The following is a 17,575-nucleotide window of genomic DNA, read 5'->3' as shown; positions in this document are numbered from 1 at the left end:
ATGACAGTGACACAACAAGAGGAAAAGAAAAGGCTGAGTGGAATGAAAATAAAGAAAGTGCGAAACATCTTACTTAAAATCATAGGAGCAATCGTTCTAGCCATTGTACTTTTTTTAGGTATTGTTTATATCGTAAATGTGATGAGTAGTCATTCGGAGCAAAAACGAATAGTGCCCTACGGGCAGCACGTATCTGTAGACGGGAAAAACATGAATGTGTTAATTCAAGGCGAGGGCGAGGAAACGATCGTGCTCCTGCCTGGTTATGGAACAGCTACTCCAGGGCTTGATTTTAAGCTTCTTATCGATGAATTATCTCCATTTTACAAAGTTGTTGCGGTAGAGCCTTTCGGTTATGGATTAAGTGATGAAACTGTAAAAGAGCGAACCACGGAGAATATGGTAAGTGAAGTTCATGAAGCTCTACAGCAGCTTAATATTAACAAATACATGCTCATGGGCCACTCCATTACAGGTATTTATGGAATTGATTATGTGAACAAATATCCAAACGAGGTGACTGCATTTGTCGGAATCGATAGCAGTGTTGCAACACAACCGGGTATGGATATCAATTTCCCATTAAAAACGTTTGCATATCTCAAAAAATCAGGCCTCTTAAGATTGGCTATGAAAATCAGTGCTGACCCCTATGCTGGACTGGCATTTGATGAAAAAACCGTAGAGCAAATGAAAATGATTTCGAATAAAAACATGTATAATGACACAACCTTGAATGAGATGGACCACATTTCGTCTAATTTTAAAGGGGCTCAAGTTTTAATCTTCCCTAAATATCTTCCACTTCTTCTCTTTGTACAAGCGAATAATGAAGATGTAGCAGGATGGATACCTCTGCATGAAGGGCAGATCAAAGACTCGTTACATGGAAAAGTAGTAACCATGGATGGATCACATTATTTACACCATACCAAATTCAAAGAAATCGCTGAAAACGTTAGACTATTTATGAAAGAAGTAAAGTAAGTGTTCAGAGAAAGGTTCATTCGTTATTTTATGCATTTGTCTACAGTCTGCAAGACCATCATTTCGATGGTCTTTTTTATGTCCAAACAGTTGTATATTTCCAAACCAAGATTATACTTTCGCCTGAAAGCCATTGGGTTTCATTTTCATATGTATTTTATTTTTGCACAGAACCACTTGTTTTACCGGACAAATCTGTACAAAGCGAGAAAGAATTTATTCATAAATTGTTTGGCTTAGCTTCATAAAATAGAAATGAAAAGGAAATTGCTACTCTATGTTTCTAACTAACATTTTTGCACCAGAACCATATAAAAAGAGGACGAATAGTTACGTCTTCTTTTTATATGGTTATATTAGCTACAAAATAATATCATTTAAATAAATCTTCTACTATATTAGCAGGGGATAGTGATAGAAAAGTGTGTTCCTTTTCCTAGTTCACTTTCTATCTCTATATCTCCGTTTAATTCTTTAATAATACTGTACGCAATCATAGTACCAAGCCCAGTACCTTTTTCTTTTGTTGAATAAAATGGCAAGGCAATACGTTTTATTTGTTGGGAAGACATTCCTATTCCTGTATCAATAATATCAATTACAATATTATCTTTTATTTTTTGTATATTTATTTGTAATACGCCACCATTTTTCATAGCCTCAATTCCATTTTGTATGATGTTGGTTAGACATATTTTTAATTTTTCAGGATTAGCATTTATGTAAAGGGAATCTGTTGTAATATGCTGTTTTATTTCAACATTATATGAAAGAGCGAGTGGTGAAATATTATCTTTCACTTGATTTAATATGTAATTAATATCTAGTTCTTCTTTTATAATGTTTTGTGGTTTGGTTAAAGATAAATAGTTATTAATAGTAGATTGTATTTGCTGCATTTCAAGTAACATAATTTCTAAGTACTTATCTTGAGACATCTTAGCGCTCTCATCTTCATTTAGTAATTGAGTGAATCCATGTACCGTGGTCAGTGGATTATGAATTTCATGCGCGATCGATGCAGCTAGTTCGCTAGCTATATAAAATTTTTCTGCTCTTTGCATTCTTTCTTTTATTTTATATTTCTCGATCATTCCTTCTATTAAATAAACTGATAATAATACTGTTAAAACATTTATGATTATATAATTGATTAAAAATTCGATGAGAGTAGAGTCAATTTTACCACCTGTATTTATTTGTGTTACAATACCGCAGATAGAAAGGGAAGTTGTACATATCAAAATAAGTAGAATACTTAATAATATCTTCTTTTCCTTGAAATAAGTAGGTGACAAGTAACGAAACATGATTGTAATAACAGAAATAATAGTAAAGATAATAAATGATGGGAAGACTCCGCTTCCACCTAAGTAAAATCTATAAGAAAGATATAAAACTCCAATACAAATAATGCTCTTTGTATTTCCATATAGAAAAACTAATATAATGGGAATAAAACGTAAATCATAAATGAACCCAGCGTGTAAATGAAAAGGAAAAGTCATACAAAAAATAATTGCAATGGAGGAAAGTACAGAAATTAATATATTATTACATGCCATTTTTTCTTTATGTTCTAGCCAAAATACTTGGTAACTAAGGATACAAATAATAATAATAAATGTATTTAATAATAGTGTAGGAATTCCCATAGTTTATGCCTCTCTGCGAGTTTGTAAGTAGGATTATGTATGTGTTTAATCTAGGTGTTTGGTTTTATTAGATTTTCTATCTTTAAAAAAGAAAAGGAAGGGCACTTGAAAAAGTGCTTTTTTACCATTTATATTAAAATCGATGAGGAAGATAGAAATAAAAAGTTACTTTTACTTATGAATAAAAAAATTGAAAGTAGCCCTTGTATAGGTAAAAGATGAAGCAAATTACAGAAATAGTTACGTTTCTCTGGAGTGAATATTCCGAAAAAACATTGTGTATGGCGAAATTCATTTTATAACCTTCGCCATATTAACATGTAACTTATTAAATTACAAAGAAAAAATTAAAAATTATTATTTTTTTGTTATTTTAATTTATTTAAAAACGTAAAAGTATTCCAGAGGTTATCATTGAGATGCTAGGGTACTTAGACCAATATTCGAACTTCGTAATAACGTTGTTACTTTTTTACTAATATTTTAAATACTAATTTTAGTATAACTAATTAATTAATTTAAAATTCAAATAATTATCTACGTATCTTTTTTTTTATCATTTTATATTAAATACAATGATATTTATTGTCACATAATAATGCAAATTTCCAGTAAACTAATAGAAAAAATCCTATAAAAACATAATTTACTATCTTTTATATAAACATTGCAGGTGTAAATGCAATAAAAATTCATTATTAATACATATATTCAATCTGAAAATATCTGTTTACATATTAAAATGTCTTTGTAGTGGTCCTTCATGCCAAGAATCGTTTCCGTACTCCAACTACCGTTATTCTAGTATTTTACCAAGTTTCTTATTTTGTTAAGGTATCCTAATATTGTTACTTTTGTGAATTGAAATGTTTTAATATCATAATTTATAGGGGATGTTGAGAAAATAAATAATTTGTAAAAATAATATAATATTTGTAACTTTATGTCTTATAATATGAAATATCTTTGTTGTGATTATTTTAAATATTTGAATAATACATCAGATTCATTTTATCTAGGGAGGTTTTAAAATTGGGGAGAAGAGTTGTTAAAAGAGTTTTTGCATTATTATCAGTACTAGCATTATTCTTTAATGTGTTTCTACCGAAGGCAAATGCAGAGGTTATGACGCATGAAAAGTATTCAATGAACTGGAGTTATAGCAACAGTTTAGGTAAGTACATTCGAACTGAAATTATTAAAAATTCAAGCGGTCAAATTGCCTATTGTTTAACTCTAGGCTTAAAATCACCAAATGGTGAAGATCTTCCTGAAATGGGGAAAACAGATAATGTAGTATATAGGGTTCTATTAAATGGTTTCCCACAAAAAAGTATAGAACAACTGGGGGTAGCTAATAAGAATGAAGCACATTATGCAACTCAGCTTGCGGTTTGGAATGCATTAGGTCAACTTGATGTAAATGAATTAAAGCATGAAAATAAAAATGTTGAAAAAGCGGCTAAGACAATTATTAATGCTGCGAATACAAGTGAAGATACTCAAGATATTTTTATGAATGTGATTCCTGCTGAAAAGCAAAAGGCAGAATTAAAGGGTGAGTTTTTTGAAACAAACCTATACACAGTACAAACAAATGCTAAGAGTGGTTCTTATAAAGTAGTAGCGAAAAATGCACCTAATGGAGTTAAAATTGTTAGTGAAAATGGAGAAGTGAAAGATCAGCTTTTACTTGGGGAAAAATTCCGTATCCAAATTCCTAAAGATACAAAAACAGGTGAATTTAATCTAAGTGTTGCTGCAAATTTAACTAAAGTTCAAGCAATTACTTATCGCGGTACTGATACTGTTCAGAATGCTACAGTGCTACTAGAAAGAAATGAGGAAAAGCTTAGTAGTGACCTTGCAGTAAATTGGGAAGCTGCTGGTTCTTTAAAAATTAAAAAGGTTGGGGAAGATGGAGAAATATTAGCTGGTGCAGTATTTGAAGTCTTTAATGCAAATAATGAATCAGTTGGAAAAATCACGACGGGTGCTGATGGTACTGCAGAATTAAATAACCTACCAATTGGTACCTACACAGTAAAAGAAATTAAAGCACCAACAGGTTATGTTTCAGGTGATAAACCACAAACTATTGAAGTTAAGACAGGGGAAATAGGAGCTGTTCAAGTAGTAAACAACAAAGTAAAAGGTAACATCGAAATAAAAAAACTTAGTGATTCAGGTAAGATGTTACCTAATGTTGCATTCACGGTCTTTACTGAAGATGGAAAAGAAGTGAAAAAAGTAGTAACAAAAGAAAATGGAATTGCAAATGTTGATGGTCTTACGTATGGTAAATATTATTTCTTAGAGACAAAAACACCTAATGGATATATTGGAAATAAAACAAAGTATCCTTTTGAAATTAAAGAGCACAATAAAACACTTACTTTTACAGTGGAAAATACAGAAGTGAAAGGTAGTGTGAAATTACTAAAAGTAGATAATGAAGATATCAGTAAAAAATTAGAAGGTGCAGTATTCGAGCTAAAAGATGCAAGCGGGAAAGTAATTGGGGAATATAAGACAGATAAAAATGGTGAAGTTAACGTCAAAGATTTAGCGTATGGTAAATATTCATTTGTAGAAAAGGCTTCTCCAAATGGTTACGTTCTTATTACAGAACCAATTGTGTTCGAAATAAAGGAACACGGAAAAATTATTGAGCTATTAGCAGTTAATCATCTTATCAAAGGTGATCTGGAAATTACAAAAGTTGATGTAGCTGATGGAAACAATAAGCTTCCGAATGCAGAGTTTACTATTTATAATGAAGCAGGAAAAGAAGTAGTTAAAGGGAAAACAGACGATAAAGGTATCGCGAAGTTTGAAAAGTTACCATTTGGAAAATACACATATAAAGAAACTGTTGCACCAAAAGGTTATGTATTGAATGAAGAAATATTCTCTTTTGAGATCAAAGAGAATGGTCAAATCATTAAACATATTGTCAAAGATGAAAAGATTCCATCAGTAAAAACAACAGCTACTGATAAAACCGATGGTACAAAAGAAATGCACACTTCTAAGTCTGTAACAATCCAAGATAAAGTGGAATACAAAGACCTACAAGTAGGTAAAGAGTACACTTTAAAAGGTAAATTAATGGATAAAGAGACTAATAAACTATTAGTTGTAAATGGTAAAGAAGTAACTGCTGAAACTAAGTTTACACCAAAAGAAGCAAATGGTTCTATTACACTAGATTTCACTTTTGATGCAACTGGTTTAGAAGAAAAAGAAATAGTAGTATTCGAAGAGTTACTGAAAGACGGAAAAGTTGTTACTACACATGCTGATATCAATGATAAAGGTCAAACAGTTAAGTTCGTTAAGCCATCAGTAAAAACAACTGCTACAAACAAAGCTGATGGTTCTAAAGAGTTAGATGCTTCTAAATCTGTAACAATCCAAGATAAAGTGGAATACAAAGACTTAATCGTGGGTAAAGAGTACGTTGTAAAAGGCAAACTAATGGATAAAGCAACAAAAAAACCATTATTAGTTGAGGATAAAGAAGTAACAGTAGAATCTAAGTTTACTGCAAAAGAAAAAAATGGTTCTATCACATTAGATTTCACATTTAATGCTTCTGCATTACAAGGTAAAGAAGTAGTAGTATTTGAAGAACTGTATCAAGATAATATTTTAGTAGCTATTCACGCTGAATTTGAAGATAAGGGACAAACAGTGAAATTTAAAGAGGTAAAACTGGAACAACCTAAACCAGAACAGCCGAATCCAGATAAAAATACTCCAACATCAGAGCAACCTAAAGAGCAACCACAACCTAAGAAAGAAATTCAATCTAAAATTGGATGGTTACCGCAAACAGGCGCTGACCTTACAAGTTGGATCTCTATGGCTGCAGGTGCATTATTGTTAATTGTTGGTGGAGTGATTTTCCTAAAACGTAAACATGCATAAAAATTAAAAAATAAGCATATCTGTTTTTTTACAAGATGTGCTTATTTTTTATGTTAATAATTTAGTCCTATTTACAGTATTTTAATCTATTTGCTTATTTTTGAGTTGTTGTAATAATTCCCTGTTTTCTTTTCCTTAGCTTCCAAAGTGTCAGCTTCTAAATTCACTGTGAGACAAAATCCCTTAGCTATTTCAAAAGGTCTCATAGAGAACTGGGGATATAATGCTCTTTTTTTACAAACTGTGTTTTTTCTGCCGTGATAAAGCAACAAATCCTTTCCTGTTATCTCTATGAAGATAATTTTACCAAAAAAATAAAGTACTAGCCTTTTAATTTTGTATTTACTATAACGCTCTTGCATTTTTGTGTTCTAACGAGGATTTCATTATAAATAGTAGGTCTTTTAATTACCTTATCAAGTTATTTTTTGTTAGTTAGAAACAGGCATAAGAAAATTACATAGATATATTGCGAAAATGTAGTATGCAGGATTGCATGAATAAAATGGTTGCAATATCGACCAACCTGTAACTATAATAGTTACAGGTTGGTCGATACCAATCAAACAAATACAATCATCATGAATGGAGATGTTATAGAATGGGTATGAAAAAATTAATTTTAGCAGGTGCTTTAGGGTTCGCAGCATTATCAGGAACGAATCTACCAGGATTAGAAGCAACAAAAGCGAGTGCAGCTTCTATTGAAACGAATTTCTCGACATTAGAAGGACACGTTGTAGAAGTGGATCATGGTGTGATTGTTGTGAAATCTAAACAATATGAAGAACCTGTTAGTGTGTATATAGAAAATCTTTCGAATGTGAAAGTAGGAGACGAAGTAAAAGCGACTGGATCTATGATGCGTAATTTTACGGAATATATGGTTGCAACAGAAGTTGAAAATACTACAAACAAATTAGGTATGCATTTGAAAGAAAATGGCTCACCTAATTATGTGATTGGTGAAGTATCAGAAGTAGGTATGATGGAAGACAGTGCTACTAAATATGTCGTTGTTGAGTATCCATCACTAAATGGGGAGAAAGACATTATTGACGTGTTCTTAACAAAGGGACAAGTATTTAAAACAGGTGAGAAAGTTAAAATTGATATGAAGTATGTAGGTTGGGGCGGCATTTCTATTAATTACAACACAGTTGATCATATCGAAAAAGTGCATGAGGTAAACAATAGCACTCAAAATAATGATGATGTGTGGATTTGGTCTTAATAAGATTAGTAATATTAGAATCAAAACAGTAAGACGTACTTATGTTGTAAAAACTATACTGAAGTGAGTATGGATTATAAAATTTATTTCGATTAAACAAAGGAGAGGAGTCTATTCTATGACTTCTCTCCTTTGCTTTATTCGAACTTTGTTTGAGTCTATTTATATGACCATATTTAAGCAAGAATAGCTTTTAAAATCGACACTTTATTCGTAGTAAATAATACATAGTTTTGTTTTACAGTTCTAATTAATATACGATCAGTTGTCCCATATGCTGTTCCGATACGGATTGCACTTGGTTCTTCAACACCCGCATAGGTAGCATCTTCGGTAACCTCAATCATATCACGTAATGGAATCGTGACCTCCGCAAATTGCCATGAAATAATTAACTCTTCTTTTGTTTTTTTGACATCAATACCTAGCATTATACCAAGACCTTTCTATAATAGAATGCTACACTTCTTATCTTATTATAAAAATTTTCAGATTATTTTTCTACATGTATGAATAGAGCTGATATTTTAAGGGTGCCAAAAGAAAGGGAAGATATACTGTCAATCTATTAAGGAATACGTTATGAAGAAAAGTTCACAGGGAATTAATATGGATTTGATATGGTTGAAGTATGATGAATGAGTAACAGTAGGAGTTGCAGGAAGGAAATGAATGATGAGACTTAAATTAGTAGGAACCTTAACTTGTATAGTAGTAATGTTAGGTATCTTTATCATTTACACCAATATATCTATTGGTAAAGAACCATATAAGACAAACCATGAAACTAGTGAAAACTCCATAAATAAAGAAAAAAATAGTAAGCAAAATGGGACCTCAAATAAGATAGCAAGTTCCTTTGCTAGTATACAGGCTGTAGTAAATAAGGAATATGGTTTACCCGAAGACTATATGCCAGAGGATTTAGTTGTACCAAATGTACCGTTCTCATTTAGTGGAACGGTAGAAAAGAGTCATCTTCGTAAAGAAGCAGCGGAAGCATTAGAAAAACTATTCCTTTTAGCTAAGCAAGATGGGATCCAGTTGAATGCTGTTTCAGGATTTCGTTCCTATGAGTATCAAAAAGGTCTGTATGCCAACAATGTTAAAAAGAAAGGGCAAGAGCATACGGATCGCTTCTCTGCAAAGCCAGGGCATAGCGAACATCAAACAGGGTTAACGATGGATGTTTCTTCTAAAAGTGCGAACAATGAACTAGAGCTATCCTTTGCGAATACGAAGGAAGGAAAATGGCTGAAAGAAAACGCGCATCGTGCAGGGTTTATCATTCGTTATCCTAAGGGGAAGGAAAGTATTACGGGTTATGCATATGAACCTTGGCATATTCGCTATGTAGGAGATATTGCTGAAAATATATATAAGGAAAAACTGACTTTAGAAGAATATATGAATCTGTGAAAATAGAATTGAAGAGTTAAACTGTATTCATTGTTTATGAATGCTAATTTTTCTATTAAAAAGCCTAATTTCTCAATGTTTTGTAGAGAAATTAGGTTTTTTTCATCACTTCATTAGAGTTTTTTAGGCTTCGTTCGTTGGTATACTTCACACAATATTATAAAGGAAATAGAACTTACTGAAGATAACATATGAATGTTTTATAAATGTATCAAAAAAGTGAACAAAATCGTTATTTTGCACAACAAGGTAGTCAGCTTAATGAAATAACTGCTTGTAAAAAAAGAAGCCCTACAGGAAATATTACAGAGCTTCACCAAGTTGAGTTATGTCGTATTCACAAGGGATTTTAACATGATATTTGTGTTGAATAAACTGGTAAATGTGTCCAAGTAATTTGGAGCTATTTTATAAAAAAAGAGAAGCGCTTAATCAGGACGCTCCTCTTAATGCCAATACACAATAACTATCCCATTATACTGTATAAGCGTAAAATATTTAACAACTACCTTCATGGTAAATATTTCATTTTGTCTTAGTACCTTTAAATCACGAAAAAAGGTTCCGCTGTTTCCAACAGAACCTTTCCTAAAATGGCAAAGAGTAACTCTTACCTTACTCTTTGTTTATATACTACAGGAGTTTTAATAAAAATCCAAGGCTCCTTATATTGAGAAATAAAGAAGAAACATTATAAAAAATTTTATCTTTTTTCATAAATAAAAGAGCAGCTAGCAAAAACTAACTGCTCAATACAAGGAGATACAGAGAAAACTAAATGGATTTTGGCATACAGCCTATCAACATTATGGACATAATATTGATTTTTATTCGAAGGAATTCATGTTTTACAAATCAGATTATGATAGTCGATATTCTCCATATTGACCAGAAAAGAACCAAGAATTCTAGTGAAATTCCAAGTGTTCTTTTCCTAGTTTTTTGAAATTCTTTTACTAAATAGCCAATAGCGCTAATTGCTAGAAGAATGAAAAGAATAAGTTCTAGTGTAACTGGCATTTGATCTACTCCTAATCCGTTATTTTAATTTATTATATAACGATTATAAGATATTTTTTGTGGTTAGTGGTGAGAAATTAAACAAAACCATCTCTTTACGAAAAAAGGTCCTGTTGTTTCCAACAGAACCTTTCCTAAAATGGCAAAGAGTAACTCTTACCTTACTCTTTGTTCATATACTACAGGAGTTTTAATGAAAATCCAAGGCTCCTTATATTGAGAAATAAAGAATAATCATTCTAAAGAATCTTATCTTTGTTATAAATAAAAGAGCAGTTAGCCAAAACTAACTGCTCATCTCCAAGGGGAAACAAGGAGAAAAATCTAATGTCATCTATATTATTGACGGAATATTGAGTTTTACTCATAAAAAACTATGTTTAACTTAATGCATAACCCACAATCAAAGTTAGTGTTAAAAACACTGATAATAACAATGTTAGTAAGACTGTTGCTACACTCCTAAGCATCGCAATCCAATTATTCATCTTAGAAAACCCTATAATGCCAGCAAAAAAAGTTCCTATTGTTAAAACTAGTAATATAAATAAAGGGTGAATGTGTAATGAATCCGTGAAAAATTTGAATAATTCAAGTGGGATTTCAAAATATAAACGGAATAGTCCAACGCAAATCAAAGAGCATATAAAGGACCATAGATTGAGGTTATGCTTCATAGCTTTCTCCTATGTTTTCAAAATAGTTTTACTCAATTTTAATGGGAAATAAAAGAAAAAGATAGAGGTTATAAATTAGAATCAATTTTTTAACAAAATAATCCTTTTAATAAAAAGCGAGGAATAACAATGGGACATGAATGCTTTTTTCTTTGTTATATAGAAATTAAACATATATTTATAAGCGCTGTTACGACACGCTAAGGAATAGTAATAAAAAGATGAGGCCAATGAAATAGTATAAAAACCAAAAGAATCCTAAGATGGGGAATGTTTTATGAAAATTAAGTATGGTAAACCTCCTTGGGTATATAGAGGATTATAATATATCGTTGGTCTATTTAGAAGAAAAAACATAAATTAGTAAATTAGTACACATTAAACGTGAATTTGAACAAAATGGACATTTTAAAGTAGCGAATGCGCTGCTTTTTTATTTTATCAAATAAATTGTTCTTGAGTAGAAATGAAAATAGGGGTTTGCCTTAAACATTTATTATTAATCAAGAATATGAGTATAGAAACAGGTCTAAATTCTGTAATGGTGAAGGGGATTGTTATGGACATAACTCAAAGTGTGGTAAGAATAGTGGTTAATGGGAAAGACCTTCCGTTCACTTCGGTTCAAACCTCTGCATGGAATCATGGACCTGTAAATGATTTAATTGTTTCGACGAATCAGAGAGTGAATGAGCTTTATCAATTCATGTGGTCACAAGTACCAGTTACGATCTCGGTGTATTTTCTTCAAGGGGCGGACTTAATGAGATTCGCTAGGATCGCTGGAATTAATGAACGTGTAACGGGAGAGTATATATATCATTTCATTTGGGGATAAGAAGAATTCAAAGTAGCTTAACAGCTGTTTTGTTATTTTGCATAGAAAAAGGAACCATAATAGGCTCCTTAATTTGATTCAGAAGTTGTGTAGTTTTTCTTGATGATATCTTTTATGTTGATAATTAAGGATATAAGGAATCCAGCAGCTAGGATACCGTTTACCCAGTAATATGTATTCCCGGATGTAAATTTATTATAAAAGGAATCGATATTATAATACACTAAGCCTGCTGAAATGACGGTAGAGATTACTAACGTACCAAAACTTTTCATGACGCCGTCCTCCAATTCTGAAATTTTAGGCTTTTAATACAATTATACATTTAAATAAAAAGGTTTACAAAGGAATTACCATAAGGAGGAGTTATAACAAGTTTCTTCTAATTTATGGTTTTTATTTTTGAAAAAATAACTATTTTATAAAAAAATATTTTTTTGACCCCCATAAAATTATTTGTTCTTTCGAATATATATAAGTAGAAGAAAACAAATGAAAGAAAAAGCTAAAATTACCAAAAATATAGCGAAGAGTTATTCAAAGATTGCAGCTAAAATAGAAAAGAGCAAGTGGCATTGCAAAAGCAAACAAGAAAGCAGTACAAAATACAGACGTCACTTTAGTACAAGTGGAAAAAATAGTCATATAAAAAATCGGCCTCGAAAAATATGAGCAACAGCAAGAGGACAAACCAAAAGAAAAATAATTACAAAATATGGTTAAATGGTCGCTTGTTTAGTGGCCTTTTTGCTATTTGAAGGAGGCTGGGAGATTACTAGTGTTAAGTTTAGTAATGAAGATCCTAAGAAAACCGAAAATAGAAGATATCGTATGTAACATACAAAACAACGGAGGAGATAGGGAAGCATTTATCATACAGTATCAGCCGTTTATTAGAAAATCAATCTCGTCTGTCTGCCGCCGATATATTACAGAACAGGATGATGAATATAGTATTGGACTGTTTGCGTTTAACGAAGCAATTGAACAGTATTCATATAAAAAAGGAAAATCTTTTCTAGCGTTTGCTGATCTTCTTATAAAAAGAGATGTAATTGACTATATACGCAAGGAGTCTAAACATAACCGTGTCTTTTTAAAAGAAGATGAGCAAGAGGAAATGTTAGAAATGCAAGTATCGCTTACGGAGTATATGAAGGAAATAGAGAATAGTAATCGTAAGGAGGAAATTCTTCATTTTCAAAGTGTGTTAGCTGAGTTTAAAATCACATTTTCAGAGCTTGCGAAAGAATCTCCTAAGCATCGTGACACGCGTGAGCATTTAATAGAAATTGTGAAGATTATTATAAAAGAAGAGGAAATGATGGAGGAGCTGTTCCGAAAGAAAAAGTTACCGCTGAAACATATTGAACCGCGTGTTAGGGTAAGTCGTAAAACGTTGGAACGGCATAGAAAATATATCATTGCAATGTGTATTATCTTCGCAAACAACTATACATACATTCTTGATTATATAAGGGGAGGGAAGCATGATGAATAAAGGAATTGTGATGGATATAAAACAACATAGCGTAGTTGTTTTAACACCAAATGGAGAGTTTATTACGTGTAAAAGAAAAGGGGATTCTTGCATGATTGGAGAGGAAATTTCATTTGATGAGCAAGAACAAAAAGCATCGCGTTTTTCAATCCCTTATTTCTTAAAGCCAGCATCATTACTTGTTGTTTGTTTTCTATGTGCGCTGTTATTTTTCTACAACCAACCGGAAGAAAAAGTATTTGCTTACGTCTCAGTTGATATAAATCCAAGTTTAGAGGTGAGCGTAACGAAGGACCTTCGCGTTATAGATTTGCAAGCGTGTAATGATGATGGAAGGCGTATTTTAAAAGAATTGAAGCAATGGGAAAATAAACAATTGCAAGACGTAATACGGACTATTATAAAGCAAAGTCAAGAGGATAAGTACTTAACCAATGATAAGCAAGTCATGCTAACAGCTGTTGCAAAGGACAAGTCGCTAGAACCACAGTTGGAAAAGGCTATGCAGGAATTAAAGAAAGAATATGAGATAAAACATGTTACAGTCGAATATCAAAGCAGTACGATGCAAATACGGGAGGATGCCAAGAAAGAAGGAGTTGGAACGGGCGTTTATATAAAACAAGAGAATGAGAAGAAAAAATCGCTTACTCCATCTGAAACGCCGTCTAATCAAGAGCAACAAAAGTCGTCTTCTGATGCATCATCGGACGCATCTCCTGTAAAAGAAGAAAGCAACGAGAAGAAAGAGTATATAGAACAAAAGCAATCTAAGGAACAACAATCGGAGCAAATAAAAGAAAATAATAGAAATCAGCAAGAGAACAACGGAAGAGGATCGCAAGGGAATAGTGGACATCAGCAGGATAACAACGGAAGAGGATCGCAAGAAAATAGTGGCCATCAGCAAGGGAACAACGGAAGAGGGTCTCAAGGGAATAATGGGTACCAGCAAGGGAACAACGGAAGAGGATCGCAAGGGAATAGTGGACATCAGCAGGATAACAACGGAAGAGAATCGCAGCAAGGAAATAATGGGAATCAGCAAGAGAATAATGGAAGAGGGTCTCAAGGGAATAATGGAAATCAGCAAGAGAACAACGGAAGAGGGTCCCAAGGAAATAATGGAAATCAGCAAGAGAACAACGGAAGAGGATCCCAAGGAAATAATGGAAATCAGCAAGGGAACAACGGAAGGGGATCGCAAGAAAATATTGGCCATCAGCAAGAGAACAACGGAAGAGGGTCCCAAGGGAATAATGGAAATCAGCAAGAGAACAATGGAAGAGGATCGCAAGGAAATAATGGGCACCAGCAAGAGAACAATGGAAGAGGGTCTCAGTAAGGAAAGTTCCTACCACATAATATAGAGTGAAAGAAAAATCTATAGAAAAGGGAGGATTCTTTCACTCTGAAGAGATTTTTTAATGTTTTTTTAAAATGACGGACACAAAATCGTATATCCTTTCGAATTATATATATGGATATCAATAATATTTATATAAAAGGGGAGAAAAAATATGAAAGAAATGTATGAAGAAATCACTGAAGTATTGAAGGTATTAGCACATCCTGTCCGTTTATCATTAGTAAAAATAATGCTTGCCAAAGGTCCTATTAACGTAACGACAATGTATGAAACATTACAAATGCCTCAAAGTACAATTAGTCAACATTTATCTAAACTAAAAGCTACTAAAGTCGTTACAGGTACTCGGAAGGGATTAGAAATTTATTATGAAGTAACGGATAAGCGTACAAAATCAATATTAGCATGTTTAGTTTAAATGCTGATTGTTTAGAGATTAAGAGGAGGATGCTAAAGTAATTCTGTGACTGCAATTTTTAAGATTTTATACAAAAGTAATATGTATAAGTGTATGTGATTTTCTTACTAACATAAGTTGTATGTAGACTGGTTATTAATTTGTTATACTTCTTAATTAGATTATTTTATTTATTTAATAATATTGTATAATCTTCACCTTGTTAAATTTAATATTATTTTATTAAAATTAGTAAGGTGAAGGGTTATTTATGTGCACATGAAATATTTTATAAAGAGTACGACTTTACTCCAAAGTTACATTTTTAGTTTTTTATCTATAGATCTAATACTAAAGGGAAAATAACTGAAATATAAATGTAATTGAAAGGAGTGGAGTAATAATGGAGGTAAGCCTTTTTTTAGGATTTTTTTGGGGTTGGATAACGGTTACCATCTCAGGGATACTTTTTGTGCGACCATCTATACTACGTGAACTGAAAAAATTAGTGGTAGAAGACAGAGGATTTGGAATTATGTATGGCTTTCTATCAATTTTCCTCGGGTTAGGTACTGTTATCCTACATAATGTTTGGACACTTAATTGGCAGGGACTCATTACACTTATTGCATGGCTTGCACTATTAAAAGGGATTTATGTAATTGCATATCCTGAACCATCCAAGAAAACCGATTTTGAAGTAAGGGTACTATCTACTCGTATAGTGCTTGCTATCCTTTGTTCTTTATCTTTATGGATGCTTATCATACTTTATATGAAATAGAGACAAATATTTTTGATCATGAGAGTATGTAGGTGGGGAGTTTTGGGTAGTCCTTTGGAACGGGATTTTATAGTTAACTGTAAATGTAGTGTTTCTTCCCTTGTAGATATGTTTTTATAAATAGTGAGATGGGCAAAACGAAGAGAGTCCTAAATAAATAGGATTCTTTTCGTTTTATAAAAGTGAATTTATCTTGTATCACTAATACAATGGATAATCATTTTTCTGGACTATTCGCAGTTATCTACCTTGTTATACTCAATGTCGGCTATGTGACCATCCGGTCGAATCAAAACGGTATCTATATTTTTTAACTTGGAATCTTGTATTTCTCCTACTATCACCTTTATGTGTGAATCAATATTTATTTTATTTATCTTATCTATATAAGAAGGGTGTATTAATAAGATAAATTTACCATCCTGCATTAATTCAAAGAGTTTATAAATTTTCTTATTTAGAGAAGAAATAGTGAGATTTGTACATCTTTTTCCTATCAATGGATGCCTTTCTGTATCGTGCATCGACGAATACCTAACCCCTAAACCACTTACTCTTTCAGATAAATCGTTATTTATCTCGGGGTATGTAAGTAAGTGCGAAAATAACGCCCTTAATTCCATTCCTGCGTTTGAAAAGTTTATCATTAATTGTTCTTGCGCTTGTACTTCTTTGAAAAATTGTTTTCCCACAGCATGTCGTTCAATATGATAACTTTTTAATAGACTTTCATATTTTTTGTGTTTTATTGCGAGTCCTAATTTCCATCCTATATTAAAAGCATCTTGTAGACCTACATTCAAGCCTTGTCCTCCAGCAGGGAAATGAATATGTGCTGCATCGCCTGCTAAGAATACACGCTTATGTTGATAAGCATTTGCTAGTTTGGTTGCATTGCCAAAACGAGAAAGCCATATTGTGCTCTTAATTTGAATATATTCACCTGTAATACTATAAATACTATCTATAAATTCCTTTTCTGTAACAGCAACATGAACGGGTATTGTCTGATTCTTAGGATCAACAATTGCAAAACGAAATATACCAGGTGTAATAGGTACCATCATTAATATCCCATTTATATTAGAAGTAGATAAAAATGGAGTATCTGGTATATCTTCTAAAATAACATCACCTAATATAGCAGTAGTTGTTGTGTTTGTTCCATTAAACGGTATATTTGATAATTCACGAACTACACTTCTTGCTCCGTCAGCTCCTATTACATATGGAACTTCTATTTTATATATTGTGTCTCTTTGTTCTATTTCTAGTTGTACGAATGTTTCATACTGTTTTAAGTCTTTTAGAGTATGCCCACGTTTAATGTCTACACCTAATTCTAATGCACGTTCTTCTAATATTTCTTCTGTAATAGATTGGGGAATAAAAAGTGTATATGGAAAATCAGTATTTAAATTTTTAAAGTTTAATCTTGTATCTAAGGCAGCAAAATGACTTGTATTTAATTTCTTTCCTCTAGATAAAAATCGATCTGCAATACCTCTCATAGCCATCAATTCTAAGGAGCGGGGGTGTAGTGTGAGTGCTCTAGAATTTCGTACCCGGTCTAATCTTCTCTCTAAAACAACAACTTTTACGCCTTGGATAGCTAATTCACATGCTGCCATAAGTCCAACTGGACCACCACCAACTACCGCTACATCATAATAATTGTCCATATCATGCCCTCCATTTATTTAATTGTTTAAGAGATAATGTGAAAAATTGTAAATAGATTTATAAATGCTATCTATTGTA

The 17,575-nt window shown here is 32.2% G+C and carries 16 protein-coding genes; 10 read left to right on the top strand and 6 right to left on the bottom strand.

Annotated features, from left to right (window positions below):
- The first annotated feature begins 6 nt into the window (after positions 1-6).
- A complete protein-coding gene (locus DN394_RS16555; RefSeq protein ID WP_149293978.1) occupies positions 7-987 on the top strand; it encodes an alpha/beta hydrolase in 981 nt (326 codons plus the stop codon).
- Between the two features lie 398 nt (positions 988-1,385).
- Here the strand turns inward: DN394_RS16555 and DN394_RS16550 are convergent, their stop codons facing one another.
- Positions 1,386-2,642, bottom strand: a complete 1,257-nt coding sequence (locus tag DN394_RS16550; RefSeq protein WP_098209181.1) for an ATP-binding protein — start codon at positions 2,640-2,642, stop codon at positions 1,386-1,388.
- A 1,032-nt stretch (positions 2,643-3,674) separates the two neighbouring features.
- On the opposite strand from DN394_RS16550, the gene DN394_RS16545 reads away from it, so the two are divergent.
- Positions 3,675-6,575 (top strand): VaFE repeat-containing surface-anchored protein, encoded by a 2,901-nt coding sequence (locus DN394_RS16545; protein ID WP_149293977.1) that lies wholly within the window; start codon positions 3,675-3,677, stop codon positions 6,573-6,575.
- 86 nt (positions 6,576-6,661) lie between these two features.
- Here DN394_RS16545 and DN394_RS28990 read toward each other — a convergent pair whose 3' ends face one another.
- Complete coding sequence (locus tag DN394_RS28990; protein ID WP_176542362.1) at positions 6,662-6,937, bottom strand: hypothetical protein; 276 nt, start codon at positions 6,935-6,937, stop codon at positions 6,662-6,664.
- 239 nt (positions 6,938-7,176) lie between these two features.
- On the opposite strand from DN394_RS28990, the gene DN394_RS16540 reads away from it, so the two are divergent.
- Entirely contained in the window at positions 7,177-7,809 is a 633-nt protein-coding gene (locus tag DN394_RS16540; RefSeq protein WP_098209183.1) for an ATP F0F1 synthase subunit alpha, read from the top strand.
- 176 nt (positions 7,810-7,985) lie between these two features.
- On the opposite strand, the gene DN394_RS16535 is transcribed toward DN394_RS16540, so the two are convergent.
- Positions 7,986-8,240: a SunI/YnzG family protein gene (locus tag DN394_RS16535; protein ID WP_000900583.1), complete on the bottom strand. Its 255-nt coding sequence runs from the start codon at positions 8,238-8,240 to the stop codon at positions 7,986-7,988.
- A 244-nt stretch (positions 8,241-8,484) separates the two neighbouring features.
- On the opposite strand from DN394_RS16535, the gene DN394_RS16530 reads away from it, so the two are divergent.
- Complete coding sequence (locus tag DN394_RS16530; protein ID WP_033709884.1) at positions 8,485-9,228, top strand: M15 family metallopeptidase; 744 nt, start codon at positions 8,485-8,487, stop codon at positions 9,226-9,228.
- A 1,400-nt stretch (positions 9,229-10,628) separates the two neighbouring features.
- Here DN394_RS16530 and DN394_RS29465 read toward each other — a convergent pair.
- Positions 10,629-10,925: a hypothetical protein gene (locus DN394_RS29465; RefSeq protein ID WP_002142559.1), complete on the bottom strand. Its 297-nt coding sequence runs from the start codon at positions 10,923-10,925 to the stop codon at positions 10,629-10,631.
- A gap of 559 nt (positions 10,926-11,484) precedes the next feature.
- On the opposite strand from DN394_RS29465, the gene DN394_RS16520 reads away from it, so the two are divergent.
- Entirely contained in the window at positions 11,485-11,763 is a 279-nt protein-coding gene (locus DN394_RS16520) for a hypothetical protein (protein ID WP_033709650.1), read from the top strand.
- A 68-nt stretch (positions 11,764-11,831) separates the two neighbouring features.
- On the opposite strand, the gene DN394_RS16515 is transcribed toward DN394_RS16520, so the two are convergent.
- Positions 11,832-12,038, bottom strand: coding sequence for a hypothetical protein (locus DN394_RS16515; protein ID WP_000834521.1), 207 nt, complete (start codon positions 12,036-12,038; stop codon positions 11,832-11,834).
- A gap of 217 nt (positions 12,039-12,255) precedes the next feature.
- Between DN394_RS16515 and DN394_RS29205 the strand changes: the two genes are divergently transcribed.
- From DN394_RS29205 to DN394_RS16495, 5 genes are all read left to right on the top strand, one after another.
- Positions 12,256-12,435, top strand: coding sequence for a hypothetical protein (locus DN394_RS29205; protein WP_098209185.1), 180 nt, complete (start codon positions 12,256-12,258; stop codon positions 12,433-12,435).
- 106 nt (positions 12,436-12,541) lie between these two features.
- Positions 12,542-13,264 (top strand): RNA polymerase sigma factor SigI, encoded by a 723-nt coding sequence (gene sigI, locus DN394_RS16510; RefSeq protein WP_098209186.1) that lies wholly within the window; start codon positions 12,542-12,544, stop codon positions 13,262-13,264.
- On the top strand, positions 13,257-14,609 hold the full coding sequence (locus tag DN394_RS16505) for an anti-sigma-I factor RsgI family protein (protein ID WP_098209199.1): 1,353 nt from the start codon (positions 13,257-13,259) through the stop codon (positions 14,607-14,609). The genes sigI and DN394_RS16505 overlap by 8 nt, the downstream gene beginning before the upstream one ends.
- Before the next feature lie 175 nt (positions 14,610-14,784).
- Positions 14,785-15,051 carry an ArsR/SmtB family transcription factor gene (locus DN394_RS16500; protein WP_098209187.1) on the top strand — a complete coding sequence of 89 codons (267 nt, stop codon included), beginning with the start codon at positions 14,785-14,787 and terminating at the stop codon, positions 15,049-15,051.
- A 382-nt stretch (positions 15,052-15,433) separates the two neighbouring features.
- On the top strand, positions 15,434-15,814 hold the full coding sequence (locus DN394_RS16495; protein WP_098705599.1) for a hypothetical protein: 381 nt from the start codon (positions 15,434-15,436) through the stop codon (positions 15,812-15,814).
- 230 nt (positions 15,815-16,044) lie between these two features.
- Here DN394_RS16495 and DN394_RS16490 read toward each other — a convergent pair whose 3' ends face one another.
- Entirely contained in the window at positions 16,045-17,496 is a 1,452-nt protein-coding gene (locus DN394_RS16490) for an FAD-dependent oxidoreductase (protein ID WP_098209188.1), read from the bottom strand.
- Positions 17,497-17,575 lie beyond the last annotated feature (79 nt).

The sequence above is a fragment of the Bacillus sp. BB081 genome (genome assembly GCF_008368895.1).
Taxonomy (GTDB): Bacteria; Bacillota; Bacilli; order Bacillales; family Bacillaceae_G; genus Bacillus_A; species Bacillus_A wiedmannii.
The sequence above is the reverse complement of the archived record's forward strand: the minus strand, read 5'-3'. Positions and strand labels throughout refer to the sequence as shown.

Coding starts and splice junctions, on each gene's coding strand:
- DN394_RS16500 (WP_098209187.1), top strand. CDS start 14,785: ATGAAAGAAATGTATGAAGAAATCACTGAAGTATTGAAGGTATTAGCA.
- DN394_RS16535 (WP_000900583.1), bottom strand. CDS start 8,240: ATGCTAGGTATTGATGTCAAAAAAACAAAAGAAGAGTTAATTATTTCA.
- DN394_RS16505 (WP_098209199.1), top strand. CDS start 13,257: ATGAATAAAGGAATTGTGATGGATATAAAACAACATAGCGTAGTTGTT.
- DN394_RS29465 (WP_002142559.1), bottom strand. CDS start 10,925: ATGAAGCATAACCTCAATCTATGGTCCTTTATATGCTCTTTGATTTGC.
- DN394_RS16520 (WP_033709650.1), top strand. CDS start 11,485: ATGGACATAACTCAAAGTGTGGTAAGAATAGTGGTTAATGGGAAAGAC.
- DN394_RS28990 (WP_176542362.1), bottom strand. CDS start 6,937: ATGCAAGAGCGTTATAGTAAATACAAAATTAAAAGGCTAGTACTTTAT.
- DN394_RS16550 (WP_098209181.1), bottom strand. CDS start 2,642: ATGGGAATTCCTACACTATTATTAAATACATTTATTATTATTATTTGT.
- DN394_RS16515 (WP_000834521.1), bottom strand. CDS start 12,038: ATGAAAAGTTTTGGTACGTTAGTAATCTCTACCGTCATTTCAGCAGGC.
- DN394_RS16490 (WP_098209188.1), bottom strand. CDS start 17,496: ATGGACAATTATTATGATGTAGCGGTAGTTGGTGGTGGTCCAGTTGGA.
- DN394_RS16495 (WP_098705599.1), top strand. CDS start 15,434: ATGGAGGTAAGCCTTTTTTTAGGATTTTTTTGGGGTTGGATAACGGTT.
- DN394_RS16530 (WP_033709884.1), top strand. CDS start 8,485: ATGAGACTTAAATTAGTAGGAACCTTAACTTGTATAGTAGTAATGTTA.
- DN394_RS29205 (WP_098209185.1), top strand. CDS start 12,256: ATGAAAGAAAAAGCTAAAATTACCAAAAATATAGCGAAGAGTTATTCA.
- DN394_RS16540 (WP_098209183.1), top strand. CDS start 7,177: ATGGGTATGAAAAAATTAATTTTAGCAGGTGCTTTAGGGTTCGCAGCA.